At 60.9% G+C, this 26285-nt stretch carries 22 protein-coding genes; 7 read left to right on the top strand and 15 right to left on the bottom strand.

Features of this window, described 5'->3' with window-relative positions:
- Window positions 1-40: 40 nt before the first annotated feature.
- Window positions 41-1783: a DEAD/DEAH box helicase gene (locus BUE38_RS04945; RefSeq protein WP_073433933.1), complete on the top strand. Its 1743-nt coding sequence runs from the start codon at window positions 41-43 to the stop codon at window positions 1781-1783.
- A 139-nt stretch (window positions 1784-1922) separates the two neighbouring features.
- On the opposite strand, the gene BUE38_RS04940 is transcribed toward BUE38_RS04945, so the two are convergent.
- A complete protein-coding gene (locus BUE38_RS04940; protein WP_073433932.1) occupies window positions 1923-2558 on the bottom strand; it encodes a hypothetical protein in 636 nt (211 codons plus the stop codon).
- Between the two features lie 233 nt (window positions 2559-2791).
- Here BUE38_RS04940 and BUE38_RS04935 point away from each other — a divergent pair, with 233 nt between their 5' ends.
- Window positions 2792-4285 carry an aminotransferase-like domain-containing protein gene (locus BUE38_RS04935; RefSeq protein ID WP_073433931.1) on the top strand — a complete coding sequence of 498 codons (1494 nt, stop codon included), beginning with the start codon at window positions 2792-2794 and terminating at the stop codon, window positions 4283-4285.
- Here BUE38_RS04935 and BUE38_RS04930 read toward each other — a convergent pair.
- The 5 genes from BUE38_RS04930 to BUE38_RS04910 all read right to left on the bottom strand — a co-directional run bounded on the left by BUE38_RS04930 (window position 4271) and on the right by BUE38_RS04910 (window position 11290).
- Window positions 4271-5005 (bottom strand): glutamine amidotransferase, encoded by a 735-nt coding sequence (locus tag BUE38_RS04930; protein WP_307725400.1) that lies wholly within the window; start codon window positions 5003-5005, stop codon window positions 4271-4273. The two genes, BUE38_RS04935 and BUE38_RS04930, sit on opposite strands and share 15 nt — an antisense overlap.
- 3 nt (window positions 5006-5008) lie before the next feature.
- Complete coding sequence (gene argE, locus BUE38_RS04925) at window positions 5009-6172, bottom strand: acetylornithine deacetylase (RefSeq protein ID WP_073433930.1); 1164 nt, start codon at window positions 6170-6172, stop codon at window positions 5009-5011.
- 103 nt (window positions 6173-6275) lie between these two features.
- Window positions 6276-6608, bottom strand: a complete 333-nt coding sequence (locus BUE38_RS04920) for a putative quinol monooxygenase (protein WP_073433929.1) — start codon at window positions 6606-6608, stop codon at window positions 6276-6278.
- Window positions 6609-6654: 46 nt separating this feature from the next.
- A complete protein-coding gene (locus BUE38_RS04915) occupies window positions 6655-9951 on the bottom strand; it encodes an AAA family ATPase (RefSeq protein WP_073433928.1) in 3297 nt (1098 codons plus the stop codon).
- 34 nt (window positions 9952-9985) lie between these two features.
- Window positions 9986-11290 carry an exonuclease SbcCD subunit D C-terminal domain-containing protein gene (locus tag BUE38_RS04910; protein ID WP_073434164.1) on the bottom strand — a complete coding sequence of 435 codons (1305 nt, stop codon included), beginning with the start codon at window positions 11288-11290 and terminating at the stop codon, window positions 9986-9988.
- Between the two features lie 94 nt (window positions 11291-11384).
- Here BUE38_RS04910 and nfi point away from each other — a divergent pair, with 94 nt between their 5' ends.
- Together nfi and BUE38_RS04900 are read left to right on the top strand one after the other, a co-directional pair.
- Window positions 11385-12080 carry a deoxyribonuclease V gene (gene nfi, locus BUE38_RS04905; protein WP_073433927.1) on the top strand — a complete coding sequence of 232 codons (696 nt, stop codon included), beginning with the start codon at window positions 11385-11387 and terminating at the stop codon, window positions 12078-12080.
- 46 nt (window positions 12081-12126) lie between these two features.
- Window positions 12127-12720 carry a DUF1415 domain-containing protein gene (locus tag BUE38_RS04900; RefSeq protein WP_073433926.1) on the top strand — a complete coding sequence of 198 codons (594 nt, stop codon included), beginning with the start codon at window positions 12127-12129 and terminating at the stop codon, window positions 12718-12720.
- 12 nt (window positions 12721-12732) lie between these two features.
- Here the strand turns inward: BUE38_RS04900 and BUE38_RS04895 are convergent, their stop codons facing one another.
- The 4 genes from BUE38_RS04895 to BUE38_RS04880 form a co-directional block, all read right to left on the bottom strand.
- Window positions 12733-13755: a CobW family GTP-binding protein gene (locus BUE38_RS04895; RefSeq protein ID WP_073433925.1), complete on the bottom strand. Its 1023-nt coding sequence runs from the start codon at window positions 13753-13755 to the stop codon at window positions 12733-12735.
- A 90-nt stretch (window positions 13756-13845) separates the two neighbouring features.
- Complete coding sequence (locus BUE38_RS04890; protein ID WP_084541729.1) at window positions 13846-15618, bottom strand: amidohydrolase; 1773 nt, start codon at window positions 15616-15618, stop codon at window positions 13846-13848.
- A gap of 90 nt (window positions 15619-15708) precedes the next feature.
- Window positions 15709-17103 carry a YjiH family protein gene (locus BUE38_RS04885; protein WP_073433924.1) on the bottom strand — a complete coding sequence of 465 codons (1395 nt, stop codon included), beginning with the start codon at window positions 17101-17103 and terminating at the stop codon, window positions 15709-15711.
- 114 nt (window positions 17104-17217) lie between these two features.
- Complete coding sequence (locus tag BUE38_RS04880; protein WP_143166201.1) at window positions 17218-17958, bottom strand: class II aldolase/adducin family protein; 741 nt, start codon at window positions 17956-17958, stop codon at window positions 17218-17220.
- Window positions 17959-18117: 159 nt separating this feature from the next.
- On the opposite strand from BUE38_RS04880, the gene BUE38_RS04875 reads away from it, so the two are divergent.
- Window positions 18118-19035, top strand: a complete 918-nt coding sequence (locus BUE38_RS04875) for a LysR substrate-binding domain-containing protein (RefSeq protein ID WP_073433923.1) — start codon at window positions 18118-18120, stop codon at window positions 19033-19035.
- A gap of 154 nt (window positions 19036-19189) precedes the next feature.
- Here BUE38_RS04875 and BUE38_RS04870 read toward each other — a convergent pair whose 3' ends face one another.
- Window positions 19190-20053: an aldo/keto reductase gene (locus tag BUE38_RS04870; RefSeq protein WP_073433922.1), complete on the bottom strand. Its 864-nt coding sequence runs from the start codon at window positions 20051-20053 to the stop codon at window positions 19190-19192.
- 337 nt (window positions 20054-20390) lie between these two features.
- On the opposite strand from BUE38_RS04870, the gene BUE38_RS04865 reads away from it, so the two are divergent.
- Window positions 20391-20819 carry an OsmC family protein gene (locus BUE38_RS04865; RefSeq protein WP_073433921.1) on the top strand — a complete coding sequence of 143 codons (429 nt, stop codon included), beginning with the start codon at window positions 20391-20393 and terminating at the stop codon, window positions 20817-20819.
- A 45-nt stretch (window positions 20820-20864) separates the two neighbouring features.
- Here the strand turns inward: BUE38_RS04865 and BUE38_RS04860 are convergent, their stop codons facing one another.
- Together BUE38_RS04860 and BUE38_RS04855 are read right to left on the bottom strand one after the other, a co-directional pair.
- The gene (locus BUE38_RS04860; RefSeq protein ID WP_084541727.1) at window positions 20865-21617 is read right to left on the bottom strand and encodes a gamma-glutamyl-gamma-aminobutyrate hydrolase family protein; all 753 of its coding nucleotides are present in this window, start codon (window positions 21615-21617) and stop codon (window positions 20865-20867) included.
- Complete coding sequence (locus tag BUE38_RS04855) at window positions 21617-22600, bottom strand: amidoligase family protein (protein WP_073433920.1); 984 nt, start codon at window positions 22598-22600, stop codon at window positions 21617-21619. The genes BUE38_RS04860 and BUE38_RS04855 overlap by 1 nt, the downstream gene beginning before the upstream one ends.
- Before the next feature lie 150 nt (window positions 22601-22750).
- Between BUE38_RS04855 and BUE38_RS04850 the strand changes: the two genes are divergently transcribed.
- Window positions 22751-25009: a mechanosensitive ion channel domain-containing protein gene (locus BUE38_RS04850; RefSeq protein WP_073433919.1), complete on the top strand. Its 2259-nt coding sequence runs from the start codon at window positions 22751-22753 to the stop codon at window positions 25007-25009.
- Window positions 25010-25110: 101 nt separating this feature from the next.
- Here BUE38_RS04850 and cdd read toward each other — a convergent pair whose 3' ends face one another.
- Together cdd and deoD are read right to left on the bottom strand one after the other, a co-directional pair.
- The gene (gene cdd / locus BUE38_RS04845; protein ID WP_073433918.1) at window positions 25111-25536 is read right to left on the bottom strand and encodes a cytidine deaminase; all 426 of its coding nucleotides are present in this window, start codon (window positions 25534-25536) and stop codon (window positions 25111-25113) included.
- Complete coding sequence (gene deoD, locus BUE38_RS04840; protein ID WP_073433917.1) at window positions 25533-26282, bottom strand: purine-nucleoside phosphorylase; 750 nt, start codon at window positions 26280-26282, stop codon at window positions 25533-25535. Before deoD ends, cdd begins: the two co-directional genes overlap by 4 nt.
- Between the last annotated feature and the right edge of the window lie 3 nt (window positions 26283-26285).

The following is a 26285-nucleotide window of genomic DNA, read 5'->3' as shown; positions in this document are numbered from 1 at the left end:
TATAGATTGCCGGTGATCCCGGCCTACCAAGGTGTGATTCATGACCTCTACGACTGTCGCCTCACCGTCTTTCGGTGATCTGGCCCTGCTGCCTGCTGTTCTCTCCGCCATCGAGACTCTGGGCTATGAAACCCCATCGCCCATTCAGGCACAGACCATTCCAGCGCTGCTGGAAGGCCGCGACATGCTGGGCCAGGCTCAAACTGGTACCGGCAAGACAGCCGCATTCGCTCTGCCTCTGCTGTCACGTCTGGAAATCAGCCGTCGTGAGCCCCAGGTTCTGGTGCTGGCTCCGACTCGTGAACTGGCGCAACAGGTTGCGGTTTCCTTTTCTCGTTATGGCCAGAACCTTTCCGGTCTGGAAGTCGCTACCCTGTGCGGCGGCCAGGAATATCGTGAGCAGCTGAGTGCGCTGCGTCGTGGTGCTCAGGTCGTGGTTGGTACGCCGGGCCGTGTGATCGATCACCTCGATCGCGGCAGCCTCAAGCTCAATGGTCTCCGCTCGTTGGTGCTGGACGAGGCTGACGAGATGTTGCGCATGGGCTTCATCGATGACGTCAAGCGCGTGGTCGCCGATACTCCTGACGACACTCAGCGCGTGTTCTTCTCGGCGACTCTGCCGACGGAAATCGAGCGCATCGTCAACAAGTACCTGCTTGATCCGGTCAAAGTGGCCATCGAAGCACGCACTACTACCGCTGAAGGCATTGAACAGCGCCTGGTGCGCGTTGACGGTGGCGCCAAGCTGGAAGCGCTGGCGCGTATCATCGAAGTCGAGCCGGTGGACGCCGCCATCGTCTTCGTGCGTACTCGTGCCGCCTGTACCACTCTGATGGAGCAGCTTTCCGCGCGAGGCGTCAATGTTGCCAGCCTGTCTGGTGACCTTGATCAGAGTCTGCGTGAGCGCACCATTACCCGCCTCAAGCGTGGCAAGATCGATGTGCTGATCGCCACCGACGTTGCTGCCCGTGGTCTGGACGTTCCGCGTATCACCCACGTCATCAACTACGACCTGCCGCAGGATGCCGAGGCCTATACCCACCGCATCGGCCGTACTGGCCGTGCCGGTCGTACCGGTATCGCCATCACCTTTGCCGGCTTCCGCGAAGGCCGCAAGGTCGGTTGGTTGGAGCAGGCGACTGGCCAGAAGATGGCCGTCATGGAACTGCCGGACGAGGCAGCGATCCGTGGCCATCGTGACGAGGTCTTCCATCACCGCGTGGTGGCATCCCTGACTCGTGGTGCCGAAGAGCAGCGTGCGCTGGTCGAGCGCCTGGTTGAGGAAGGTCACGATCCGGTTGAACTGGCTTGTGCTTTCGCTTCCATGGCACGTGCCGACGAGCCGCCCATCGGGCGTCTGCAGGCTCCGCGTCGTGAGCGTAATGACCGTAACGAGCGTGGCGGCAGCCGTGATCGTGATGGCCGTGCGCCGCGTCGTCGTGACGACCGTACCCCCAGCGTCGGCATGACCCGTTATCGCGTGTCGGTCGGCCACAAGGATGGCGTCAAGCCGGGCCAACTGGTCGGTGCTCTGGCCAATGAAGGTGGCATCGAGGGTTCGCGTATCGGTCGTATCGATATCCGCAATGCCTTCTCGGTGGTCGAGCTGCCCAACGGTCTGCCGGAAAGCATCATCGCCAAGATGTCCCGGGCCCGCGTTGCCGGTCGTCCTCTCGACATCAGCGAGGATCGTGGTGGTGATCGTGGCAGCAGTGATCGCGCTCCGCGTCGTCGTCGTGATGAGGATGGTGCCGCTCCGGTACGTCGTCAGTCACGCGCCTGATGTGAGGCAGTAGGGGATTGCGATTCCCTGACATGAACAAGGCCGATGGGGGAAACCTCATCGGCCTTGTTCGTTCATGGGTGACCTGGTCGCTCATGGATGGCTTGTGGGGATAGCGGGCCTTGAGACCGAGCCTCACTCATGAAGGTGGTGTGGTATTCGCCAGACGATGATTCAACTGGCCGATTTCATAGAGGTCATGCATATACAGGTCGAAGCGGGCGACAAGGTGGGTGATCCCCATCAACAGGTAGATCAGCACCATCAGGATCCAGGCCTGGTTGGCCCAGGCCAGCGCCGGTAGCTGCATCTGGTAGCCCAGGGTATAGATGCTCAGCCCGCCGAGAAACAGGGTCAGCAGACAGTTGGCGCTGATCACCATCAACAGGAAACCACGCATGTCGACGGATGGGGGGCGGATGATCCAGCCCGGCAGAGGCTTGATGCGAATGCTGCCGTCGAAGTGAATCTGGGCCTGACGGCGCAGTAGAGGTTCCGGTCGAATGGCGGCCGGGTCGCCGCAGAAGGCGGCCTCTGCGAGGCGGCGATCGAGGCTGTCACCGAAAACCTGCTGGAGGGACTGCTCGAAGGCATCGGCTTTACCGGTGCGTGAGTAGTCTCTGGCGCTGGCGAGCAGCCTGCGCAGAGGCGCCTTGTCCTCGTCGTCGCGCCGCTCGTCATCGCCGAAGTTCTGGTAATCGTAAATGGCGTAGAACTGATACAGGGCCAGGGTGACGCCGAGAAAGATGAGCAGGTAGATCACAAGGCTGGCCATGCAGGGCTCCCGAGAAGTTGGATTCCCGACACTATGCCGGTGCACGGAGATGGGCAACAGGGGCAGTTGTGGGCAAAAACAGCATAGCAGTTGCGATATGACAGTGATCCACGGCCGGCATGGCGATGCGTTATGCTGGCCACTCGGCATGACGGTTTGTCGGGTAAATGAGCCGGGTAGAATAGTGAGCTGCTTGAGTCGGTGATGACGGGCGAGTGGGTGGTACAGATCGAATGAAACGCTATGAACAATTTGCCGAGCAGATCGCCACCTTGATTCGTCAGGGCGTGCTGGCAGCGGGGGAGAGGATTCCTTCGGTGCGACAGGCCAGCCGCCACTACGGGATCAGTCAGTCGACGGTATTTCAGGCCTATTATCTGCTGGAGAATCGTGGCTTGATCGCGGCCCGGGAGCGATCGGGGTACTTTGTTCTTGAAAATGCCCGGGTTCTTGAACACGCTCGGGTTCTCGAAAATGCTCGGGCTCTTGAACATGCTCGGGGACCGGAGCACGCCCAGCGCCAGGAAAATGAGCCACAGGACGGTGCTGCCCATACCGTTCCCACCCAGGTCGCCGTCAGTGAGTTGGTATTTTCGGTGCTGGAGTCGTTGCAGGACACCAGCACCGTTCCCTTCGGCTCGGCGTTCCCCAGCGCTGAACTGTTTCCGCTGTCGCGGCTCGCCGCCAGCATGACTCGGGCTCTGCGTGCGATGTCGCCGCAGTCGATAGGCGCGGACATGACCTCCGGCCATCCAGACCTGCGTCGTCAGATTGCACTGCGTTATCGTCTTGGCGGTATGCAGCCCGAGCTCAATGAGCTGGTCATCACCAATGGCGCCATGGAGGCGCTGAGTCTTGCCCTGCAGTGTGTCACCGAGCCGGGCGACCTGGTCGCCATCGAGGCTCCGACCTTCTATGCCAGTCTTCAACTCCTTGAGCGCCTGAACCTGCGAGCGGTGGAGATTCCCGTCGACCCTGACCGGGGGCTGGATATCGATGTTCTCGCCGAGCGTCTGGCGCGCTTGCCGATCAAGGCCTGCTGGTTGATGAGCCACCTGCACAATCCCGTGGGCGTCAGCCTGGACGAAACGCGCAAGCAGCAACTCTACCGCTTGTTGAAACAGCACCAGGTGGCGCTACTTGAGGATGATGCCTATGCCGAGCTGTACTTCGGGGATACGCCGCCACGCCCGATCAAGGCCTTCGATGATGATGGACTGGTGATGCACTGCGGATCCTTTTCCAAATGTCTGGCGCCGGGCTATCGCGTCGGTTGGGTGTCGGGTGGCCGCTTTGCCGCCGCCATCGAGCGGCTCAAACTGATGACCAGTATCTCACCGTCGCTACCCGCTCAGGCGGCGATTGCCGACTATCTACAGCATGGTGGACTTGACCGTCATCTACGCCGACTGCGCCAACGGCTGGAGCAGCAGCAGGGGCTGATGCTGGCAGCGGCGCAGCAGTACTTTCCTGCCGAGACTCGGGTAACGCGCCCCGAGGGTGGCTATTTTCTGTGGTTCGAGTTTCCCGCTCGGGTGGATTCGTTGAGTCTGTTCAGGCAGGCGATGAGTGCCGGGGTGAGCCTGGCCCCGGGACCGATATTCTCGGCCACGGGGGACTTCCGGCACTGCGCTCGCCTCAATTATGGGCACTTGTGGACGGAGCGCAGTGAGAGGGCGATGAAGACCCTGGGACAGTTGATGACGGCTAACTCAGGCGGCGTTTGACGACTCACCCAGCAGACGAGCAAAGCGCGATAGCAGTGAACTGGCCTGTGGTGTCGGGCAGATGCCTGCGTAAAGCGCCTCGGGATCCGCCCCCTGTTGCTGGAGTGGCTCTCGCTGATGGTCGAGGTAGCGCAGCATGACGTTGACATCGAACTCCGGGTGGAACTGCACACTCCATTGGCGTGGACCATAGCGCAGCGCCTGATGCGGGTCATGGGCATTGCGTGCCAGAACCGTGGCACCGGCCGGAGCCTTGAGCACAGTCTGGGAGTGGGTCAGATGGGCCGGGAAGATCGGTGGCAACTCGGCAAACAGCGGGTCATCGGACGCCGCTGCATCCAACTGAATCGCGAAGCTGCCGCATTCTCTACCCGCGGGATGGTAGCCGGCTTGTCCGCCCAGCGCATCGGCCATCAGTTGATGGCCATAGCACACACCCAGCAGTGGTAGATCAACCGCCAGCGCCTGACGCAGCCAGGGCTTGAGCGCCTCACTCCAGACTTCGCGATCGGTGACCATGGCATGGGAGCCGGTAATCACCGCGCCGCCCAATGAACCAGGGTCGGGCAGGGCGTCAACGTCACGCGCATCGACCACGTCAATGGGCAGAGTGGCGGGGGCATTGAGCGCCGCCGCGAACAACTGCTCGAAGTTGCCCCGATGCTCGATGACATCATCGAAGCTATCGCCGGTCTTGAGAATGATCAGGGGTTTCATCATCGTTCAGGCCGTCCTCAAGCGTTCGCCCAGAGCCTGCATGAAGCGGCTGCCGGCCTCGAGTTGGCTGATGTCGATATATTCGTCCGGCTGGTGGGCCTGGCCGATGCTGCCCGGGCCACAGATGACTGTCGGCAGTCCGGCAAGCTGGAACTGGCCAGCCTCGGTGGCGTAGGCAACGGCACCTGCGCCCTGGCTGTCGAGCAACTCGTGGCACAGTGTCAGCGCTTCGCGGTTGTCGCGGTCGGCCAGTGCCGGAACGGTGGTGTTGAGGGCCTCGGTGACAACGGAGGCTTCCGGCGCCCGAGTCCGCATATCGGCTTCCAGGCGTTTCGCGTTGGCTTCAACGCGGGCCAGTAGTTCCCTGGCATCGTCGGTGGGCAGGTGGCGGATTTCCCACTCGAAGGTACAGCGTCGCGCCATTATATTGATCGCGGTACCGCCTTCGATCCTGCCGACATGCAGGCTCGAGTGAATCACGCTGAACGACTCATCAACGCGACCTTCCTCCTTGAGCTCTGCCATCACATCCTCGATGCGAGTCACCAGACGCGCCGCCACATGGATCGCTGAAACGCCCTGGTAGACCTGACTGGAATGCGACTCACGGCCGGTCACGGTGGTGCGGAAGTTGGTTGCGCCCTTGTGGGCGACAATGGGCTCCATAAGGGTTGGTTCGCCGACAATAACCGCCGCTGGGCGGGGGTGTGAGGCCATCAGCCGCTTGATCATGCGCGGTGCGCCCACGCAGCCGACTTCCTCGTCATAGGACAGTGCGAGCCACACCGGCACCTTCAGATCGCTGGCCAGCCAGCGTGGAACCTCGGCCAGTGCGCAGGCGATAAAGCCTTTCATGTCGCAGGTACCGCGGCCATAGAGGCGGCCTTCATTGTCGCCAGTCCCTTGGGTGAGCGTGAAAGGATCCGTGGTCCAGGGCTGGCCATCCACCGGCACCACATCGGTATGGCCGGAGAGCACTACGCCGCCCTCGACATTGGGGCCGATACGAGCCAGAAGGTTGGCCTTGGTGCCGTCGTCACTCTCGATTCGCCAGTGTTCGACACCAAGCTGGTCGAGGTAGTCCTCGACGAAGGCAATCAGCTCGAGGTTGGAGTCACGTGATACGGTGGCAAAGCCCACCAGCGTGTCGAGCAGTTCCTCTGCGTTCATCTATGGCCTCCTGAAGGATGGGAGCGCGATTGGCTGGAAGCCTATCATGCGAACCGGGGCGCATCGTAGTTAACGGGGTCTAATGGCGTTTCAGGCCGAAACGTCACCAGACCTTGGGTTCGTCACTGTAGACACAGACATTGGCATCCTCGATATCGCCATCGGGAGACTCGACCTGAGCGGCAAAGAACTCCTTGATTTCACGGCGATTGCAGTGGGCCTCAAAGGCTTCCCGGCTGGCCCATATCTCGTGGAAGACGATAGGGTAGCTGGTGCCCTGGGCGTTGGGGTGGTCGATGTGTCGGGTCACGGTGTACTGCAGGCAGCCGTCTTCACGGTGACTGTTGGGCTCCAGGGCCTGAAGCGCTTGGAACACAGCGTCTTCCTTGCCGGGCCTGGGCTTGAAGTTGGCGATGCAGTAGATCTTGCGGGACATGTTGTTGCCTCCTGATGTTGCGTATTGGATGGGGTGGTCTGGTCTATTACCTGTCTGTCACCAGCACATGACTCTCGCCGTTGCCGGTGGGCAGAACACGAATCTGTACCGGGATACGTTCGTGCATCTCCTGTACATGGGAAATGACACCCACTCGCCGTCCCTGAGCCTGGAGGCCGTCCAGAGCGTCCATGGCCATGGCCAGCGATTGCGGGTCGAGGCTGCCGAAGCCTTCGTCGATGAACAGTGACTCTATCCTCAACTCGCCTGAGGCCATCGAGGCCAGGCCCAACGCCATGGCCAGTGAGACCAGAAAGCTCTCACCGCCGGACAGGGAGTGCACCGAGCGGCGCTCGTCGGCGAGATCCCGGTCGATGATCTGCAGTCCCAGAGCGCTACCTCCACGTACCAGACGATAGCGGCGGCTGAGCCCGGCGAGGTGCTCGTTGGCCTCGTCGATCAGCCGCTCGAGGTTCCAGGCCTGGGCAATGCGCCGAAACACCTTGCCATCGGAGGAACCGATCAGGTCGTTGATGCGCGCCCAGCGCTGATGCTGCTCGCGGGCAGCGTCCAGAAGCTCACGGCCCTCGGCCATACGCTGTCTTCGGCGATCATCGTCACGTACCGCATGCCAGGCACTGTCACGCCGTGACTGGGCCGCCTCGAGGTCCGGCTTGAGTCGCACCCGGCGTTCGGCCAGCGAGGTTCTCAGTTGCTCGATCTGCTGTTGATGTTCGTCGCTCAACAGTTGCTCGGTCGGTGTGTCGGGGGAGCGTGAGGCTCGTGCGCGTTGCCATTGCTGGCGGCGTTCATCGAGACTGACCTCTGCCGACTGCAGACGGGTACGGGCATCGGTGATGCTTTGCTGCAGGGCGCGATGGGCCGCGTCATCCAACTGCAGCAGGCGTGTCAGGGTGACATCATCCAGCTCGGGATGCTGAGTTCGCCACTGCTCGACACGATGGGACAGTTGCTGCAGTTCCTGCTCCAGTGCCTCGAGACGTTGCTGGTCGTGTTCGCACTGCTGGTTCAGGCGTTGTTGATGCTGGCGAGCGCCGCCGAGGTTCTGGCGGGCCTGGTCACGAGCCTGCAGCGCCTGGTCGCGGCTCTTTTCGAGTTGCTGTTGCCACGCGTCGACACTGGTGTGGTCGCCCAACTGGGCGGTCAACTGTTGCTGCAGCTCGCTGACCTGTTGCTGCAGGGGAGCTGATTGCTGTGCCAGACGTTGCAGCTCTTCACTCAGGCTCTGTTCGCGGGTGGCGAACCTTTCCAGCTCGCGCTCGTCCCTGGCGAGTGCCTCGGCCAGTGGTGTCAGTGCCTGTTGTGCGCGATCCAGAGCCTTGTGGCGTTCGTCAGCCTGCTGACGCTGTTGCTCGCTGGCCTCGCGTTGTTGCTGCAGCCAGGCGCTGCGCTCGGCATCGACAATGGCCCGCAGTTCAGGGTACAGCTCGTGGGCATCGAGATGCTGTGACGCTTTATCGCGCTGCTGTGCCAGTTCTTCCAGTGAGGACTGGATCTCCTTGAGCTGGGCATCGAGGGCCTGATAACGCCCCAGCAGGCTGTCACGCTGCTCTCGAGCCTTGTCGACGGCCTGTTGTGCTTCCTTGAGTTGGCGGTCTTCCTCCGCCTGACTGGCTGCCAGTTGAGCGGCTTCCGGGGTGGCGGGGGGCGATTCTCGCCATGGATGGTCAAGGCTGCCGCAGACCGGGCAGGGAGTTTCCTCGTCAAGAGCGGCGCGCAGCTCCATGATGCTCTCGCTGCGCGCGGCCTGTTGGCGTTGCACGAATTGGGTGACATGGCGCAGCGACACAGTGGCATCGTCGAGGCGTTGCCGCGCTTCCTTGCCTCGCGTCAGGCACTGGTCCCGCTCGGCGGTGTCGCGGCTCTGGCGTTCCAGCAGCTGTACATGACGACTGCTGGCCTCGCTGACGTTGTGCCAGTGCTGGGCCAGTTCGGCGAGTGCCAGTCCTCTGCGCGACGAGGCCTCGAGTTGTTGTTGAGCCTGCTGGCGAGCGCTATCAACGTCCTGATGATCGCCCAGCCAGGTCGTCAGCTCCGCCTGGCGGGCCTCGCGCTCGGCCAGATGTTGTTGGTGACGGGCCTGGCATTGCTGGTGCTGCTCGCCGAGAGCAGTGAGCTGCTGTTGACGCTGATTGTGCTCATCCTGCAGTGCCGCCAGACGATGCTGTTGTGCGGTCAGGGTCGTGGCCAGTTCGCGCGCCTGGGCAATGGCAGGCCGGGCCTGGGCAATGGCCTGCTGGTGGCTGTCCAGTTGTTGCTGCGCCTGCTGATCAAGGGTTTCTGCCTGCTGCAGGGCGGTATCGGCCTGCCTGCTCTGCTGGTGACTGCCTGCCAACTGGTCGCGCTGTTCGGGACAGCGTTGCTTGAGTTCCTCAAGGCGGGTCAGCCGATCGCGTTGAGGTGCGAGCAGCGTCAACCATTCCGCGTCATGCCTCTCGCCCGCCAGGGCTTGCCAGTCGTTGTGTGCCTGATGCTGAAGCTGGATGGCTTCGTCGACGGCCTCGCGGAGTTGCTGGTCCTGCTCCAGCCAGCGTTGCTCGGCATCGAGCTGCTGCGCCAGGCGGTGGTGTTCGGCGAGTGTCTGCTCGGCCTGCTCAAGCTCGCTGTCGAGCTGCTGGCGTGTCTGGGCATCGGCGGGGAGGTCGTCGGCGAGTTGGGTCTCGAGATGCTTGACCTCATCGCGCGCAGCACTGGTGCGCTTCCAGGCCGCTGCGGAAATCCGCGAGTACTCGTGGGTATCGGTGAGTTTTTCCAGCAGGTCGGCGCGTTCGTTGTCATCGGCCTTGAGGAAGGCCGCGAACTCACTTTGGGCGAGCAGCACGGCGCGAGTGAACTGGTCAAAGGTCAGCCCCAGGTGCTGTGGCAGCAGGTCGGCGAACTCGCGCTTCTGAGCGGTCAGCAGACGGTCCTCGTCGAGATTGGTCAAGGACTGTGCGACGGCCTGGAGTTTGCCGTCGGCGCGATTGCGTGCACGTCGGACTTCCCAGCGAGCTCGGTAGCGTTGTCCGTTGCGACCGATGAAGTCCACCTCGGCATGGCCACTGCTGGCGCCGCGTCTCAGCAGGGTTCGGGGGTCGGCGGTCTGTAATTCACTGCCGTCCACATCGACAATCGGTGATTCCCTTCCCGGAGCATGGCGCAGTCGTGGGGTATTACCGAACAGCGCCAGACACAGGGCATCGAGCAGGGTGCTCTTGCCGGCACCGGTTGGCCCGGTGATGGCGAAGAGTCCGGCGTCACCCAGCGGTGAGGCGCGGAAATCCACTTCAACAGGGCCGGGCAGAGAGGCGAGCTGCGACAGACGCAAGGCGAGTATCTTCATGCGTCCGCTCCTGTTCTCATGAGTTCATTTCTCATCAACTCGTTTCCTCGCCGTCCTGCTCCAGTACGTCCTGACACAGCCGGTCGAAGTCGTTCAGCACATCCGGTTCTGCCGGCGCTCCCCACTGCTCCTGCCAGACACGTTCAAACAGGCGACGGGGGCCGATATCCTCCAGGCGTTCACCATGGCGTGGTTGCTCTCTGCCAGTACCGGGCAGTTCGCGGCGCAGACGTAACAGCCGCGCGGCGCGATCGGCCAGTGCTTCATCGATGCGTGCGCGCAGGTCGGCCATGGGCGCGTCGAGGCGGATACTGATTTCCAGCCAGGCCCAGTACTTATGATCAGAGCACTGATGATCAGAGCATTGTGGATCAGCATTGTCGCTACGCAGGGGAAGCTGAGCGATCTGCTCAAGTGCCTCGTCCAGGGTGCCGGGGCCGATACGTTGCATGGCGACGGCTCGGGGAATGGGAAGTGCCGTCACCTCGCCGAGTCGTTCGCCATCCAGCTCCAGCATCAGTACCTGGTGGTGGTAGCCGGCTTCACTGAAGTCAAGGGGCAGCGGGCTGCCGCTGTAGCGGATCCGCTCCTCGCCGACACGTTGGGCGCGGTGGAGATGACCGAGGGCAACATAGCTGATGTCTTCGGGGAAGATGGCGGCAGAAATCGACTCCTCGCCGCCGATGACGATGGGGCGCTCGCTGGCCTCGGAAACGGCGGCACCATGCAGATGCGCATGGCTCATGGCGATCAGCGCCTGACCTGGCTGGCGTTGTTGGCGTGCGGCATCCATAAGTTGCTGATGAACACGCTCCGCGCTGCGCACGTAACTCTGGGTCTCGTCCTGCAGCAGGTCGCCCTGGGGGCCGGAGCTCTGTCCACGTCCGGTGATTTCCGAGGGACGCAGAAAGGGCAGCGCCAGACACCAGGCTCGGGTTTCCCCCGTGCTGTCGGTAAGGGGGACCAGTAGGCGCTGACTATCGAGGTTACCGTCATCGAGCCAGCTCACCCGGCCTACTGCGTGGGCGTGCAGGCGCTGCATCAGTGGCGCAGGAAGCTCGATGCGGGCGCCGCTGTCGTGGTTCCCGGCGATCAGCACCATCTGCAGCTCGGGACAGCGCTGGTGCGCATCGACGATGAAGTCATACAGCAGCTGTTGAGCTCGCAGCGATGGATTGACCACGTCGAAGATATCACCGGCGACCAGCAGCGCATCAGCCTGTTGCTGTTCGAGGGTATCGAGTAGCCAGGCGAGGAAGGCCCGGTGCTCCGTAGTGCGCTCCTGGCCGTGGAAGCTCTGGCCGAGGTGCCAGTCAGCAGTGTGGATGACTCGTAGCATGCATTCCCCGATAAGGCTGATCGCTGTGTGCTTGAGCAGTTGGAAGCGTGGCCGTAGTCTACCCTGATGTGCCTCCATTATTAATGATGATTCGATGCCATCACTTTTCCCTCATCCTCTACATGACTGGAACCTGACTCCGACACAGGCCGTGGCCCTGCAACGAGAATTGGCCTGCCGGATTGAACGCCGCGATCGTATCGGCGAAGTCAGGCGCATCGCTGGCGTCGATATCGGCTTCGAACAGGGTGGGGAGGTGACTCGTGCCGCAGTGGTGGTACTCGACTACTCGAGTCTCGAGATGATCGATCAGGTGGTCAGTCGGGTGGCGACATGCATGCCCTATATTCCTGGACTGTTGTCGTTTCGAGAGGTACCGGCTGCTTTGCAGGCCTTTGCTGAACTGCCTTCCGAGCTGCGGAGTGAGGTCGACCTGCTGATGGTCGATGGACATGGCATTGCTCACCCTCGGCGGATGGGCGTGGCAGCACACCTGGGCCTGTGGCTGGATCTGCCCTCGCTAGGGGTTGCCAAGAAACGCTTGACCGGCCGTCATGGTGACGTGGCCGATGAGCGAGGTGCCTGGACGCCACTGATGGATGGCGAGGAAACTCTGGGCGTAGTGATGCGCTCGCGTCAGGGCGTCAAGCCGATATTCGTCTCGCCGGGGCATCGCCTCTCGGTGGATACCGCAACCCAGTGGGCGCTGGCCTGCCTGGGCCGCTACAAGCTTCCCGAGCCCACCCGACTGGCGGATCGGTTGGCGTCGAGGCGAGGACAGAAATCATGAGCGATGGTGGCGTATACTGGGCGCTTTCCTTCAGCCGTGATCTGCCATGCCTGCCCTGACTCCCGAGAATTGCCTGAATGCGACCCGCCAATGGGTCGAGGACTTTGTCGTTGCTCACAATGTCTGCCCCTTCGCCGGGCGTGAGGTGGCGCGAAACAGCATCGAGTACCGGCAGCTCGATGGTAATGATCTTGAGGGAGCCTTGCTGGGATTGGTCGAAGTCTGCCGTTATCTGGATGAAACACCGGAGGTCGAGACAGCGTTGCTGGTGATGCCGGACGGGCTGGATGATTTCGACGACTATCTGGATGCACTGGCGCTGGGCGAGGCACTGCTGATTGATCAAGGCTACGAAGGCATCTATCAGCTGGCCAGCTTTCATCCCGACTATGTTTTTGAAGGGAGTGTGTCTGACGGCACTGACGAGGACGATCCCGCCAATTATACCAACCGTGCCCCCTGGCCCACCTGGCATGTGATCCGCGAGGCAGGATTGGAGCGGGCCCTGGTCCACTACACCAACCCTGAACAGATTCCCGAGCGCAATATGCAGCGCATGCGCGAGCTGGGCACCGAGCAACTCGCGCAGCAGTTGGCCGGTCTGCGGCAGCTGGCTGCTGCAGGACAACAACCCAACTGACGAGGTTTCTCGTCAAGCCACTTCGCTCTGCGCGATACAGACGCTGAAGGTCTGCTCGAGCGCCTCTCGGTCGAAGCCTCCGCGTGTGCCGATGAACACCAGGCGGGTAGTGCGGGGGCCATTTCGCCAAGGCTCTCCGGGATGGATATCATGACGGCTACCGACGAGATGCAGGACGGCGCAGTGGTCGGGAAGTTCGGCCAACTGACAGAAGCCCTTGGCTCGATAGATCGTGGTGGGAAGGGTGGCCAGTGCACTTCTCAGCAGTGACAGTGACAACGGCTGCTCGCACTCCCAGTACCAGGTCTCGAACAGTTGGTCATGTGCCTCATGATGGTATCCAACATGGCAGTGCTCATCACAGTGGTGATGGCCATCGTGGTGAAGGACACAGGGTTGTTGACGTTGTTCAAGACTGTTTTCTTCAAGATCGTGGGCATCGAAGTGACCGGTACCCAGCACCAGCGACAGGGGCACGTCACAGTGATTGGTCTCATACAGACGAATGCCAGGATAGCCCCAGCGTGTTCTGAAGGCTGCAATCTGTTCGGGACTGGCGATATCGGTCTTGTTGAGCAGCACGATATCGGCCACATCCAGTTGCTCCATGGCCAGTTGGGCCATATCGCCCTCGAGGTCGGCAAACTGATCGGCGTCAACCACGGTGATGGTGCTGTCGATGGACAGTCGGTTGGCGAATTGCGGATAGCGCAGGGTGCTGACGATCTTCGCCGGGTTGGATACGCCACTGGCCTCGATGATCAGATACTCAGGGCGGTTGGGCGAGTTGATCAGGCGCGAGAGCTGTTCGATCAGATCGCTCTCCACGGTGCAGCAGATGCAGCCGTTGGCAAGGTTGATCATGGCGTCGGTCTGGCCGACGATCAGCTCGCTGTCGATATTGATGGCGCCGAAGTCATTGACCATGACGGCCACGCGCATACCGGTATCACTGTTGAGAATCCGGTTGAGCAGAGTGGTTTTCCCTGAACCGAGAAAGCCGGAGACGATGGTGACGGGAATGGGGGTTGCCATGGGAACCTCACTACCTGTTGTTGTATGTCGGCTGTTGTATGTCGGCGGGGATTCGCAGGTATCTGACCGAATCCCCGGAGCAGGGATGTTTCAGAAGTCGGGCATCTCGCGTGACCAGATAGCCTCATGCTCGGTGCCATCGAATTCCCCATGGGCATCCCACACGAGTTGGCCTTCCAACAGCGTCATTTCGACCCGCGTATTGTGGATATTGCCCCTGGGCTTGGCCTCGAACAGGTTGCGATCGAGTACGATCATGTCGGCGAACTTGCCGAGCTCGATGGAGCCTGCGCGATCCTCGATCTCCATCGCTTTCGCTCCGTTGATGGTCATCACGCGTATGGCCTGTTCGAGACTGATCGGCTCACCATAGAAGCGGCCGTCCTCGTCCCCCCAGGGATTCTCGCGGGTGATCATGGCCTCGAAGCCCACCCAGGGATCGAAGCCGGAGACCGGCCAGTCGGTACCCATGACCGCGGTGCCACCGTTGTCCAGGATGCCCTTGAAGTTGTAGGCACGCTGCATGCGATCCTCGCCGAACACGGCACGGGCATAGCTGAACGAGGACGGATACCAGCCCACGGGCGAGAACTCGGCGATGACATTGAGATCCTTGAACCGAGGCAGATTCTCGTCGAGCAGCGTGGTGCAATGAGCACACTGGTGGCGAACCCCGTTGGGCCCGTTGCGGCGCCGTGCCTCGGCCACCGCATCGAGGAACAGGTCCGAGGCGCCGTCACCGGTGCAGTGGGCGATGACGCGAATGCCCTTGCGATCCATGTCGGCAACCATGTCGGTGATATGTTCCGGCGTCAGGTTGAGGTGGCCACGCCAGCTGCTTTCTCCCGGCCAGGCGCTGGACAGGAAGGAGGATCGGGACTCATGGGTGCCGTCGAAGTGAAACTTGACGGCATTGGCGTTGAGTCGAGAGCTGCGATAGAAGTGGCGTTCTCCGGCCATCAACTCCCAGCGGCGTTTGACCGGGAAGATGTCGTCCTGCCAGCTGATGGCCGCTTCGACGCGCACGCTCAATTTGCCGCGCTGGTCGATGGCCTTGAGTGCATCGAGGCGGTGCTCGCAGACATGCACGAACTTGGTGCCGACCACGCCACGACCACTCTGGAAGTTCACAGCTTCGCCATAGGCGCGCTGCAGGGCGTGAGCCGGTGTCGGTGGCATGGCGGCATGAATCAGGGCATAGGCGCCGTCGACGAGGATACCGGTGGGCTCGCCGGTAATGCTGTCGCGTTCGATATAGCCGTGTCGCGGGTCGGGGGTGTCGGCATTGATACCGGCCAGTTCCAGTGCCTTCGAGTTGACCAGCATGCAGCCCCATGAGCGATCGAGAATGGCCGCGGGACGGTCGGGCAGAAAGCTGTCCAGCCACTCTCGGTTGGCGACAATGCCGGCCTGCTTGAAGGTGTAACGCACGAAATAGGCGCCATATACCCAGCCTTCGGCATCCGCCGGCGCATTGGCAGCGTAGTCAAGCATGGCCTGCTTGACCTGCTCGGGAGTGGGGTCTTCGATACCCACATCCAGATACCCGGCGTAACCCGGGGCCAGTGCCAGATCCGGGTGGGTGTGCATATCGTAGATGCCGGGCATGGCAAAACGGCCATCCAGGTCGATGACTCGGGTGTGCTCTCCCACCCGCTCGCTGATGTCCTCGCTGGTGCCGACGGCGATAAAGCGGCCACCCTTGATGGCGACGGCTTCGATCCATGGCTGCTGTTCGTCAACGGTGTAGATGCGCCCATTGGTCAGAACCATATCCGCGCTGGGCAGGTTGGTAGGGGCCTGGTCGGCATGACGAGTGATGCCGTGGGAAGTCTCGGTGTTGTCGGTACGGGATGTTGTCATTGCACGTATCTCGAAGAGTGGACGAGAGAAGAGTGGGACGAGAATGGGGGCAAGCCAGTCATGGGGGCGTGGTGACGCCCCCTGGCAACGTCAGTTGTCGAGCAACAGGTGGCCAAGCAGCGACAGGATGGGCAGAGAGATCAGGACTCGCAGCACATAGACGGCCAGCAGGTCGCGCAGCTTGAGTCCGATGCCGGCGCGCACCAGAACGATCGCTGCCTCGGTGAAGAAGATGATCTGGTTGACCGCGACTCCCGCAAGGACGAACCGCGTGACTTCGCTCTCGATGCCAGCGCCGAGGATCGGCGGCATGATGCTGTCGACGATGCCGGCCATCAGAGCCGGGGCAGCCTGTTCGGCCTCCGGGAGCTGCAGTAGTTGGAACAGCGGTACCAGCGGAGCGGACAGGATGTCGAACACCGGGGTATAGGCAATCAGCGCCAGACCGACACAGCCGATTATCATCATTGCCGGGTAGACGGAAATGGCGATATCCATGCTGATGTGGATGGCACGCTTGAACAGTTCCACTGGGCTGGCGGCGGTTTCGGCGCGGTGGACGGCTCGGCGCAAACCCAGAGCGAACAGGCTTTCACCTTCCAGGCGGTCTTCCTTGAGCTGTTTACCCTCTGGCGGGAAGTAGCTGTCCTTCTTGAAGCGCAGCGGAGGCAGTTTAGGGACGATGATCGCGCAGATGATGCCGGTTATGGCGACCGAGGCATACCACTGCAGGAAGACATGCTCCATGCCGATGATGCTGAGCAACAGGTAGGAGTAGGCAATCGAGACAATCGAGAAGTTGGTGGCGATTACGCAGGCCTCGCGGCTGCTGTAGAAGCCTTCGCGATACTGCTTGGTGGTCAGAATGATTCCGACGGCGGAGGCCGACAGCCAGGAGGCCAGACTATCGATGGCCGCACGACCGGGCAGTCCGAAGAGCTTCTCGAACACGCGGCTGATGATGCTGCCGGCGAATTCCATCAAACCGTAGTCGGTCAGCAACGGTAGCAGTATCGCCGACAGGAAGTAGATCGCCAGCACCACCGGGCCGACGTCATAGAGCATGACGCCGCCGGTGTTGCGGTCCCAGACCCATTCCGGGCCGACCTCGAAATAGACCATCAGCATCAGCACGGCACCGATGGCGCGAATGATGGTCCAGCCGGTGCCGGGATTGAACAGTTGCATGAAGCGGTTCTGGTTGTGCTTCAGCGATGTGCAGCTCACCACCACGGTGAAGATGCTCGGCACCACGGCAACGAACACCACAACCGGCACCATATAGGGTTTGATGACGTTGTTGATGAGATCGATGATGAGGGCAATCATCACCGTCAGCTTGCCATCCGCCATGATGGGGGTCAGGAACAGCAGAATACCGAACAGGGTCGGGATGATGAACCTTGCCAGCTGTTTTCCGCTGTAATGGCCGGTGATGCCGGTCTTCTCTCGGGAAGCAGACCTGGAGCGATGTTGCTCAATCATGAGAACGCCCTTTGTGTAGTTGTTGTTGAATTTACGGCTGTTGCAGAAGTCGTAGATGGTTGAAAAAGATGGTTGAAAAAAAGAGTGTTGAGAAAGGCTGATGAAGATGTGCTGTCAGCGGTGGTAGCTGTCATCGATGCGATCGAGCTTGCGGCGTAGCGCATTCCACACCAGCTCGACGCTTTCGTTGTGATATTCCGGGTTGTCGAATTGTTGGGCGGTGAACTCGCAATCACTCGGCGACGGCGTGATCAATTTGCGCCCGGTTTTCATGGCCTCAATCTGTATTTCACAGGCCTTGTTCAGGTAGTACATATAGAAGAAGGCTTCCGCGACGCTGCGGCCCACAGTCAGAAGACCGTGATTACGGAGAATCATGCATTTGTGATCACCCAGTGCGGCCACCAGGCGCTCACGAACACTGAGGTCCAGTGGAATTCCTTCGTAGTCGTAATAAGCCACACGGTTGTAGAAGGCCATGTTGGTCTGATTCAACGGCTGCAGACCTTCCTCGAGAGCAGCGACTGCCATGCCGGCCAGGGTGTGAGTGTGCATGACACAGACCGCATCATGGCGGGCAGCATGGATGGCACTGTGAATGGTGAATCCAGCGGGGTTGACGTCGATGTCGCTGTTGTCGACCTTGTTGCCTTCAGTGTCGATCGTCACCAGGTTGGAGGCGGTGATCTCCTCCGGCATCAGACCGTAGGCATTGATCAGAAAGGTTGGGGTCTCGCTGGGGAGGCGTGTGGAAATATGGGTAAAGACCTGATCACTCCAGCCATAATGATCCAACAGTCGATAGGCCGCCGCCAGGTCGGTTCGCAGGGTAAGTTCGTCACCCGATGATTGCATTGTAATATCCTCCAGCAGAATGCTCTTCCGGCAACTCATGCAGGCGCTTTATGCCAGGCTCTGCCGGTAGAAGTAGGGTCTGCCTGGAGCATAGGGGACTTGCTGGTCATCGGATAACGACTTAGCCTGAACACATCATTACAAAAAGGAATGACCTGAATGCTGAAACGCTTGCCGTCGACCATCGCGTTGAGCTGTTTTGAAGCGGCTGCACGGCATCTCAGTGTGACCCAGGCTGCCGAGGAACTGAGCTTGACTCAGGGGGCCGTGAGTCGCCAGATCCGTAATCTCGAGGCATTCCTCGGCTGCCAGTTGTTTCGCCGGGTCAAGCAGCGTCTGGTACTCACGGAAAGCGGGACTCGCTATGCTCGCGATATCGGTCCGCTGCTGGAGCGTCTGGCGGTGGTGACTCGCGATGTACGGCGGGATCATGCCCAGCCATTGCTGGTCGGGGCCGAGCCATCCTTTACCACACGCTGGCTGTTGCCGCGTATAGAGGCATTCGCCGCCAGTCTCCAGGGTGTCGAGGTGGAGTTCGCCAATGACCTTCATCAGCTCTATATCACCCAGGAAGGCTTCGATGTCGGGATTCTGTACGGCGGTGGCACCTGGGCGGGATTCGACAGCCGGCTGTTGATGCATTGTGATCTGGTGGCGGTGTGCACTCCGACCCTGCGCGAGCGTTATGGCCTGGTCGAGGATCACCGCGAGCTGGTGCGCTATCCGCTGCTGTGCCATGCACCAAAGGCATCGTTGATGGGGCTGTCGTCCACCTGGCTATGGTTCCATGAAGTGGGCATGTCCGACGAGGAGATTGCCGCCTTGACTGGCCAGCGCTTCGAGCACTTCCAGTTCGTCCTCGATGCCGCACTGCATGGCATTGGCGCGGCGATCCTGCCGCGCTACTTCGTCAATCAGGAGCTGGCTCAGGGACGTCTGGTCGAGGCCGCCAGTACGCCCCTGTCATGCGGTGCCTACTACATTGCCGTGCGCCAGTCCCGGGTCGGCGACAGCCGTGTCGAGGCGCTGGTCAACTGGTTGGTGCGCATTGCCGAGGAGCCGCTGCCGGGCGCTTGAGCAGGGACACCCTCGAAGCCCCCTCGCCGCGGCAATCTCGGTGCCTTCTGTTTCCTGTTCGGTTTGTTTCCTGTTCGGTGTTGAGAAAAATTGTTGAGCAAATTGTTGGGAAAGTCGTTCAGGAACTTGCCTGAAGAACTGTTCAGCAAACTGCTCAGACAATATCCAGTGGTACCTTGCGCGTCGGTGCGGGATACAGGGCATCCAGCCGCGTCAGGGTTGCATCGCTCAGTTGCACGTCAAGGGCAGCGGCGTTGTCGCTGACATGGCGTTCGCTGGAGGCCTTGGGAATGGCGATGACATCTCGCTGTTCGGCACCCGAGCGTATGCACCAGGCAAGCAGCAACTGGGCAGGGGGGATGCCGTGCTCTTCGGCCAGCTCGATAATGGCGGGGGAGGCAAGAGGGTCGGTGCCCCAGGCGCCAGCCTGGGCGAGGGGACAGTAGGCCATCATCGGCATGCTATGCTGCCGCATCCAGGGCTGCAGTTGCACTTCGGTGCCACGTGACGCCAGGTGATACAGCACCTGGTTGACGGCGCAGTGCAGACCTCCGTCGAGGTCATGCAGTGTCTGCAATTCGTCAAGGTCGAAGTTGGACACCCCGAAGTGGCGAATCTTGCCGGTTTCCTGCAGACGCTCGAAGGCCTCGAGTGTCTCCTCCAGACCGATGCTGCCTGGCCAGTGCAGTAGATACAGGTCGATGGTGTCGATGCCCAGTCGCTGCAGGCTGGCCTCGCAGGCGTCAATGGCACTGTCGCGGCCTGCGTTCCAGGGGTAGCACTTGGACACCACAAAGGCTGAGTCGCGTCGCCCCCTGAGTGCTTCGCCAACCACTTGCTCGGCACCACCCTCGGCGTACATCTCGGCGGTATCGATCACCGTCAGGCCCAGATCCAGACCCTGCTGCAGTGCTCTGACCTCATGCTGGCGGGGTACCTGTCCCTCACCCATATGCCAGGTACCCTGGCCGATGGCGGGCAGGCGTTGTTGACCGATAGTGACATAGGGTACTGTCATGCAGGCCTCCTTTTCGGAAAAAGTTTCCATTTTTCTTTGCGTCACTATGGCAGGGAGGGCATGCTGAAGCAAACCACGGCTCGACAGTCTGGTTGATATTAACCCGGCATGCTTTCATGTTGGGTTAATAGCGGCACAGGGACGTGCCGCCGTCGGCCATCAGGCTGACGCGAGAGCGCACCACACCAGCAGATCCGCGCATCTGCGCCAGTGGGGTGCGGACGACAATCAAATCGATCAGGATGAGCTATTTGATTGCCATGTTAATAAATTGCATGCTGAATACCGCTGTCATGGTGTCCTTCCATGACACACTACCCATCTGGAGGAGTCGACGATGAGCATCACCAACACCGCAAGCGCGCAGTGGAAGGGAAGTCTCAAGACAGGCAAGGGCGTGGTTTCCACTGCCAGCGATGCACTCGATAACGTTCCCTACGATTTCAAGCAGCGCTTCGAGGGCCAGGCGGGCACCAATCCTGAAGAACTGATCGGCGCGGCCCATGCCAGCTGTTTCTCCATGGCGCTGTCGATGATTCTGGGCGAAGCGAACCTGGAAGCCGAGTCGATCGACACCGAGGCGCAGGTGACACTGGATCAGGTGGAGGGCGGTTTTGCCATCACCCGGATTCAGCTAACCACGCGTGCCAGCATTCCCGGCGCCGATGATGCGGCCTTCCAGGAGGCGGCAGAGAAGGCCAAGGCCGGTTGCCCGATCTCGAAGTTGTTCAATGCCGAGATCAGCCTGGACGCCAGCCTGGTGTGATCGACTGAGACCGATAACGCCCGGTCCGTCATAGGATTCAGACCGTCAACGCCCGCCTCTATGGTGGGCGTTGCTCTTGTGAGCCGAGCTGCTGGAAGTGGAGCTGCGTTCGAGGACCGTTGTCTGCTTGGCATGCTGGTGAGCGGCATTGATCAAGGCGCGGATCAGACGTTGTTGGGGGCGATTGAAGATCAGAAATTCGGGGTGCCATTGTACGCCGACCATGAAATCGTGGTGTCTGGACTCGATGGCCTGAACGAGCCCATCACGGTCTCGAGCCACGACTTCGATGCCGTCTCCCGTCTCCTGTACGGCCTGGTGGTGGAGGCTGTTGATACGACACCAACTGACTCGAAGGATATCGTGCAGACGACTGCCGATATGGATATCCACCGTCTTGCGCGGTAGAACCGTTCGCCGCCGCTTGAGACCCTCGTTGCTGGTATAGATATCACTGTCCAGGGTGCCGCCGAGGTAGACGTTGATCAATTGGGCACCGCGGCAGATGCCAAGCACGGGTGTACCGCGCGGGATTTCCTGACGCAGCAGCGACAACTCCAGCTCGTCACGTTGTGGGTCGACGCGGACATCAAGCTGCACCTCACCGCCGTAGAGGTGAGCCTGGATATCGTCACCACCACCGACAATCATCCCATCCAGGCGTTCCGGCACCGGGCGCGAAGGCGACAGACGCAGGGGGCGACCACCGTGACGCCACACCGCGAGCCAGTCGAAAAACCAGGCAATCAGGCTCTTGTGGTCGGAGGTCGAGATGCCGATCAGTGGGCGTCGAGACATCAGTAGCGCCCTCCCGGCAACAGACTACGCAGTTTCTGCCACCAGCCGGAGCGAGCGTGGCGAGCGCGGTATTCTGCCATGCGCTCGGCGAGGGTATCGGGAGTACAGGCAAGGGTCTCGACTTCCAGCCAGCGGTTCCATTCTCTGACGACACCCCACTCCGGGTCCGAGAGTTGCGCATTGGGCAGACGGTAGTGAAAGGTCGGGCGTGCCTGTACCAGGCCCTTGCGCAGGAGTGGGTGGGAGTGGTTCGGGCACAGGTGCGCAAACAGTGGTAACAGGTCCAGGTCGCGGTTACGGGTATCGTTGTCGCTCAGATAGTCGTTGACCAGGGTTTCCAGATCAGGACGGTAAGCCTGGTCGAGTACTTTCAGACAGTACTTCTGGGGAAAGGGGTTGGCGTGAGGCAGAACCTCACGGGTGATATCCACCCGAATCTGCTCACGTATCCCGTTTGCGCACAGCAACCAGGCGCGTAGATAGCGCAGAATGGTGGCCGAATCCAGTGCCGGTAGTTCGGGGTTGAGGTGCAGGCCAAAGCCGTAGAGCAGACTAGCGTCGGTACCCTTGGCGCCGTAGCGCCGGAGTTCGTTGAACAGGATATCGAGTTCGTCGAGGCGTTCCCAGTCGATGGGAGGGCAGACAATTTCCGTTGGTACGACCCCGGTCACGACATCGCCGAGCAATTCCCGGTAGCGTCGATCAAGCTTGAGCCTGAGGCGTTGCCATTCGCTGTCGTTGGGCACATCGGGTTGGCTTTCCGGGTGCACATATCGAGAGTCGAGTTCGATGCTGAAATCGCCCCATCGTGTATCGCGAAGCTTGATTCGATGGGCGCTGAGAGGCTCAATGGTGCCGCCAAACAAGGATTGTGCGATTACAGCGGTTTCCTCGGGCAGCAGCCCGGCGAATTCCAGTTCGACGCCCACCCTGCGGGGTTTACCATCGGTATTCAAGGGTTCGGGGGGCGACTGGATTGGCATGAACACCTCCTGGTGAGCGACATGCCGACAGCCTATCATGGGAAACCTCGATTCAGTGGCAGTGATGCCTGAACAACCAGAGGGTCGGAAGTGCGATTGATTCAAGAGCGCATTCGAATTAGTGCAATTATTCAGCACGTTATTGTGGTCATGCTGCTGGCTGTCGCTTATATGCCGTCTCAGGCATTGGCTCAGGCCGGGGCGCTGGGTGTGCTCAATGGCGGGGCACAATCCGAACCTGCCGCTTCCAATGATGAAATCCAGCGATCCCTGGATACGTTGATCCAGACGCTCGAGAACGAGGCCACTCGCCAGGCGCTGGTAAATGATCTCAAGGTATTGCGCGATGGAGAGCAGGCCGCGACAGAGACATCGGAGAGTTCCCAGGGGTTGTTGGGAGCGCTGGCCGATACCTTTACCGAGTTGGGGGAGCAGACCGAGGGCGCTCGCTCGCCGATCGCACGTTGGAAAGTCAGGTTCCTGCAGGGCTGGCATGATGTCACCGCGATGCTGGGTGACACCGGTTACCGTCAGTTGGGCCAGTTTGCCGTGGAGTTTTCCGTCCAGTTGGTGATCTGGGGTGGGTTGGTGTTTATCCTGGTGGCGCTGGGCCGCTTGATCGCCAGGCGTCGCGGCTGGCCGATGGATCTGCCGCGTGAACCGCGGGCCTGGTTGCTGGCAGCGCATTTTCTGCGTCGCATGCTACCCTGGGTGGTGGCTTTCCTTGCAGTACTGGGGATTGCTGAGGTCGTGCCGGACAGCGCGGGGCGTACCGTTGTCACCATCATTGCCTATATCGCACTCTGCGGTCGAACGCTGTCGGTGGTGGTGGAAATGGTCATCTCGGTGTTCACCAGTGGCCATCGCTATACAGCCGTACGCATAATGCAGCATCAGGCGCTGCGACCGTTGTTCGTGATCGGTGCGCTGGTGGCGCTGGGTGATGCCTTTCGTACCGAACGGCTGATCGACATGTTGGGCTTCGACCTGGCAACCCTGGCATCGGTGTTGGCCAACATGCTGGCGGCGCTCTGCGCCATGCGATTCATTCTCCGTTTCCAGCGGCCGATCAAACAGCTGATTCGCAACCGCCCCTACGCCATGCGCCAGGACTGTTCGAGCCCTACAGAGGTCTTCCGCGTAATAGGGCGGTTGTGGCATATTCCTGCGCTGTTGATGGTCTGCGGCTCACTGCTGGCGATTTTCATCACCGGTGGTGATGTCGGCGCGGCCCTTGCGCGATCGATCATCAATGCGGGTCTGCTTGTCTTGACGCTGGTGGTGACGGCGCTGTTGCGCCGCCAGAAAGAGCGCCACAACCACATGCGCGGCCGTTTTCGGCATCATAGCGAGTATCGTCGTCGCCTGGAGCGCTTTGGCTATACCCTGGCGCACGTGCTGGCATGGCTGGTGTTCGCCGAACTTTCCGTTCAGGTGTGGGGAGCGTCGCTGGTCGGCCTGGGGCAGGAGGGCGTTGCCAGTGTCCGCATAGGTCAGGCGGTGCTCGGTATAGCCTTTACCGTATTGCTGGCGTGGTTGGCGTGGATCTTCGCCGATACGGCGATCCAGCGCGCCCTGGTATCCTCGGCACGCTCACGTGGCCGGCGGGTCAATCAGGCCCGAGCGCAGACCATTACGCCCATGATCCGCAATGTGATGTTTGCCACCATCGTCATCATTGCCGCCATCGTTGGTCTGGCCAACCTCGGCGTCAACGTCACTCCACTGCTGGCGGGTGCCGGTGTCATTGGTCTGGCCATCGGCTTCGGGGCCCAGACGCTGGTGCAGGATTTGATCACCGGGATCTTCATCCTGATCGAGGACTCGCTGGCGGTGGATGACTTCGTGAAGATCAACGGCCACATGGGCACGGTCGAAGGTCTGACACTGCGCACTGTACGTCTGCGTGACCTCGATGGCATCGTGCATATCCTGACGTTCTCGCGCATCGAGTCCATTCACAACATGTCACGGCAATTCGGCATTGCCCTGATGAAGATCCGTATTCCCTGGGAAATGAAGGTCGACGATGCGGTGAGCCTGATGCAGGAGACAGCGCGCGAGTTGCGTCAGGACCCGATGATGCGTCACCACATCTGGTCGCCGCTGGAAATGCAGGGTATCGATCGCTTCGAGGATGGTTGCGCCATCCTGCGCATGCGCTTCCGGACCTCGCCGGAAATGCAGTGGGATGTATCGCGCTCCTTCAACATGCTGCTCAAGCAGCGCATGGAAGACATGGGCGTTCATCTGGGGGCGCCGCGCTTGAGTGTCAGTATGGAGGGCACGGGCGGCGGACGTCTCGATGGTACCACTGGCCCGGGGCAGGCCGATCACCAGCGCACTGCTGGAGTGGTTGATCCACCATCACATCCCGACATGCATCGGTCTTCTCCTGATCCCATGTAAGGCTTCCGATGATGAAAAGCGGTCGATGATAAAAAGGCCGGCTGCTGCCGGCCTTGAAGATGTGTTGATCGTGCTGGGGGGAGAGGTCAGGAGGCTTGCCATCAACGCCCCATCGCGGAGTCTCGACCGAGGTTCTCTGGACCGAAGGAGTCGGGCAGCAGCTCGTCCATGGTGTAGCGCTTGAGTAGCTGCCCCTGGGCGTCGACCACACGAATCACGGTGTCCGGGGTGGCGAACTCGCGCAGACGCTGACGACAGTCGCCGCAGGGTGTACACAGGTGCTCGCCCGGGCCGATCACATAGACCTCTCGCAGGCGCTGCTCCCCGGCACTGATCATGGCAGCAATCGCTGATGCTTCGGCACAGAGCCCCTTGTAATGGGCCACCTCGACATTGGCGCCGACGAATTGCTGGCCGGACTCGCAGATCAGTAGTGCGCCGACCGGGTGGTCGGAGTAGGGAACATAGGCGCGCCCACGGACTTTGATCAACGCCTCGACAATCTGTGTCGGGATGGTGTCAGTCATGCATTGTCTCCGTTGGTACTGCCTCCGTTGGCCTCGTCATCACGCAACACCGCTTCCAGCGCGACCTTCATCATTTCGTCAAAGGTGGTGGCGCGATCATCGCTGGACAGGGAGTCGCCATTGACGATGTGGTCGGAGACGGTGCAGATGGTCATCGCCCGAGCGCCGAACTCGGCAGCAACGCCATACAGACCGGCGGCTTCCATTTCGACACCGACAATGCCGTATTGCCGCAGGGTCTCCACCAGCGCCGGGTCCGGGTGATAGAACAGGTCGGCGGAGAAGATGTTGCCGACCTTGACCGGCACACCCTGTTGCGCGGCGGCGTCGACCGTGTGACGGGTCAACTCGAAGTCAGCGATGGCGGCGAAATCGAGGCCACGGAAGCGTGAACGATTGACCCCGGAGTCGGTGCTGGCGCCAAGGCCGATGATCACATCGCGCACCTTGATGTCGTCGCGTACGGCACCGCAGGAGCCGACACGGATCAGGCTTCTGGCGCCGAACTCGGTAATCAATTCCTTCGCATAAATGGATACCGAAGGAATTCCCATGCCGTGGCCCATCACCGAAATCTCACGGCCCTTGTAGGTGCCGGTATAGCCGTACATGTTGCGGACGTCGTTGACCAGGCGTGCTTCGTCGAGAAAGGTTTCGGCGATATAGCGGGCGCGCAGGGGATCACCCGGCATCAGCACGGTATCCGCAAAGTCGCCACGTTCTGCCTTGATATGGGGCGTTGCCATGAG

Origin of the sequence: Halomonas cupida, from assembly GCF_900142755.1 — a bacterium.
GTDB lineage: Bacteria > Pseudomonadota > Gammaproteobacteria > Pseudomonadales > Halomonadaceae > Halomonas > Halomonas cupida.
The sequence above is the reverse complement of the archived record's forward strand: the minus strand, read 5'-3'. Positions and strand labels throughout refer to the sequence as shown.

What these genes read in the sequence shown, in the direction of transcription:
- BUE38_RS04945 (WP_073433933.1), top strand. Translation starts at nt 41, where the DNA reads ATGACCTCTACGACTGTCGCCTCACCGTCTTTCGGTGATCTGGCCCTG.
- BUE38_RS04940 (WP_073433932.1), bottom strand. Translation starts at nt 2,558, where the DNA reads ATGGCCAGCCTTGTGATCTACCTGCTCATCTTTCTCGGCGTCACCCTG.
- BUE38_RS04935 (WP_073433931.1), top strand. Translation starts at nt 2,792, where the DNA reads ATGAAACGCTATGAACAATTTGCCGAGCAGATCGCCACCTTGATTCGT.
- BUE38_RS04930 (WP_307725400.1), bottom strand. Translation starts at nt 5,005, where the DNA reads ATGATGAAACCCCTGATCATTCTCAAGACCGGCGATAGCTTCGATGAT.
- argE (WP_073433930.1), bottom strand. Translation starts at nt 6,172, where the DNA reads ATGAACGCAGAGGAACTGCTCGACACGCTGGTGGGCTTTGCCACCGTA.
- BUE38_RS04920 (WP_073433929.1), bottom strand. Translation starts at nt 6,608, where the DNA reads ATGTCCCGCAAGATCTACTGCATCGCCAACTTCAAGCCCAGGCCCGGC.
- BUE38_RS04915 (WP_073433928.1), bottom strand. Translation starts at nt 9,951, where the DNA reads ATGAAGATACTCGCCTTGCGTCTGTCGCAGCTCGCCTCTCTGCCCGGC.
- BUE38_RS04910 (WP_073434164.1), bottom strand. Translation starts at nt 11,290, where the DNA reads ATGCTACGAGTCATCCACACTGCTGACTGGCACCTCGGCCAGAGCTTC.
- nfi (WP_073433927.1), top strand. Translation starts at nt 11,385, where the DNA reads ATGCCATCACTTTTCCCTCATCCTCTACATGACTGGAACCTGACTCCG.
- BUE38_RS04900 (WP_073433926.1), top strand. Translation starts at nt 12,127, where the DNA reads ATGCCTGCCCTGACTCCCGAGAATTGCCTGAATGCGACCCGCCAATGG.
- BUE38_RS04895 (WP_073433925.1), bottom strand. Translation starts at nt 13,755, where the DNA reads ATGGCAACCCCCATTCCCGTCACCATCGTCTCCGGCTTTCTCGGTTCA.
- BUE38_RS04890 (WP_084541729.1), bottom strand. Translation starts at nt 15,618, where the DNA reads ATGACAACATCCCGTACCGACAACACCGAGACTTCCCACGGCATCACT.
- BUE38_RS04885 (WP_073433924.1), bottom strand. Translation starts at nt 17,103, where the DNA reads ATGATTGAGCAACATCGCTCCAGGTCTGCTTCCCGAGAGAAGACCGGC.
- BUE38_RS04880 (WP_143166201.1), bottom strand. Translation starts at nt 17,958, where the DNA reads ATGCAATCATCGGGTGACGAACTTACCCTGCGAACCGACCTGGCGGCG.
- BUE38_RS04875 (WP_073433923.1), top strand. Translation starts at nt 18,118, where the DNA reads ATGCTGAAACGCTTGCCGTCGACCATCGCGTTGAGCTGTTTTGAAGCG.
- BUE38_RS04870 (WP_073433922.1), bottom strand. Translation starts at nt 20,053, where the DNA reads ATGACAGTACCCTATGTCACTATCGGTCAACAACGCCTGCCCGCCATC.
- BUE38_RS04865 (WP_073433921.1), top strand. Translation starts at nt 20,391, where the DNA reads ATGAGCATCACCAACACCGCAAGCGCGCAGTGGAAGGGAAGTCTCAAG.
- BUE38_RS04860 (WP_084541727.1), bottom strand. Translation starts at nt 21,617, where the DNA reads ATGTCTCGACGCCCACTGATCGGCATCTCGACCTCCGACCACAAGAGC.
- BUE38_RS04855 (WP_073433920.1), bottom strand. Translation starts at nt 22,600, where the DNA reads ATGCCAATCCAGTCGCCCCCCGAACCCTTGAATACCGATGGTAAACCC.
- BUE38_RS04850 (WP_073433919.1), top strand. Translation starts at nt 22,751, where the DNA reads ATGCTGCTGGCTGTCGCTTATATGCCGTCTCAGGCATTGGCTCAGGCC.
- cdd (WP_073433918.1), bottom strand. Translation starts at nt 25,536, where the DNA reads ATGACTGACACCATCCCGACACAGATTGTCGAGGCGTTGATCAAAGTC.
- deoD (WP_073433917.1), bottom strand. Translation starts at nt 26,282, where the DNA reads ATGGCAACGCCCCATATCAAGGCAGAACGTGGCGACTTTGCGGATACC.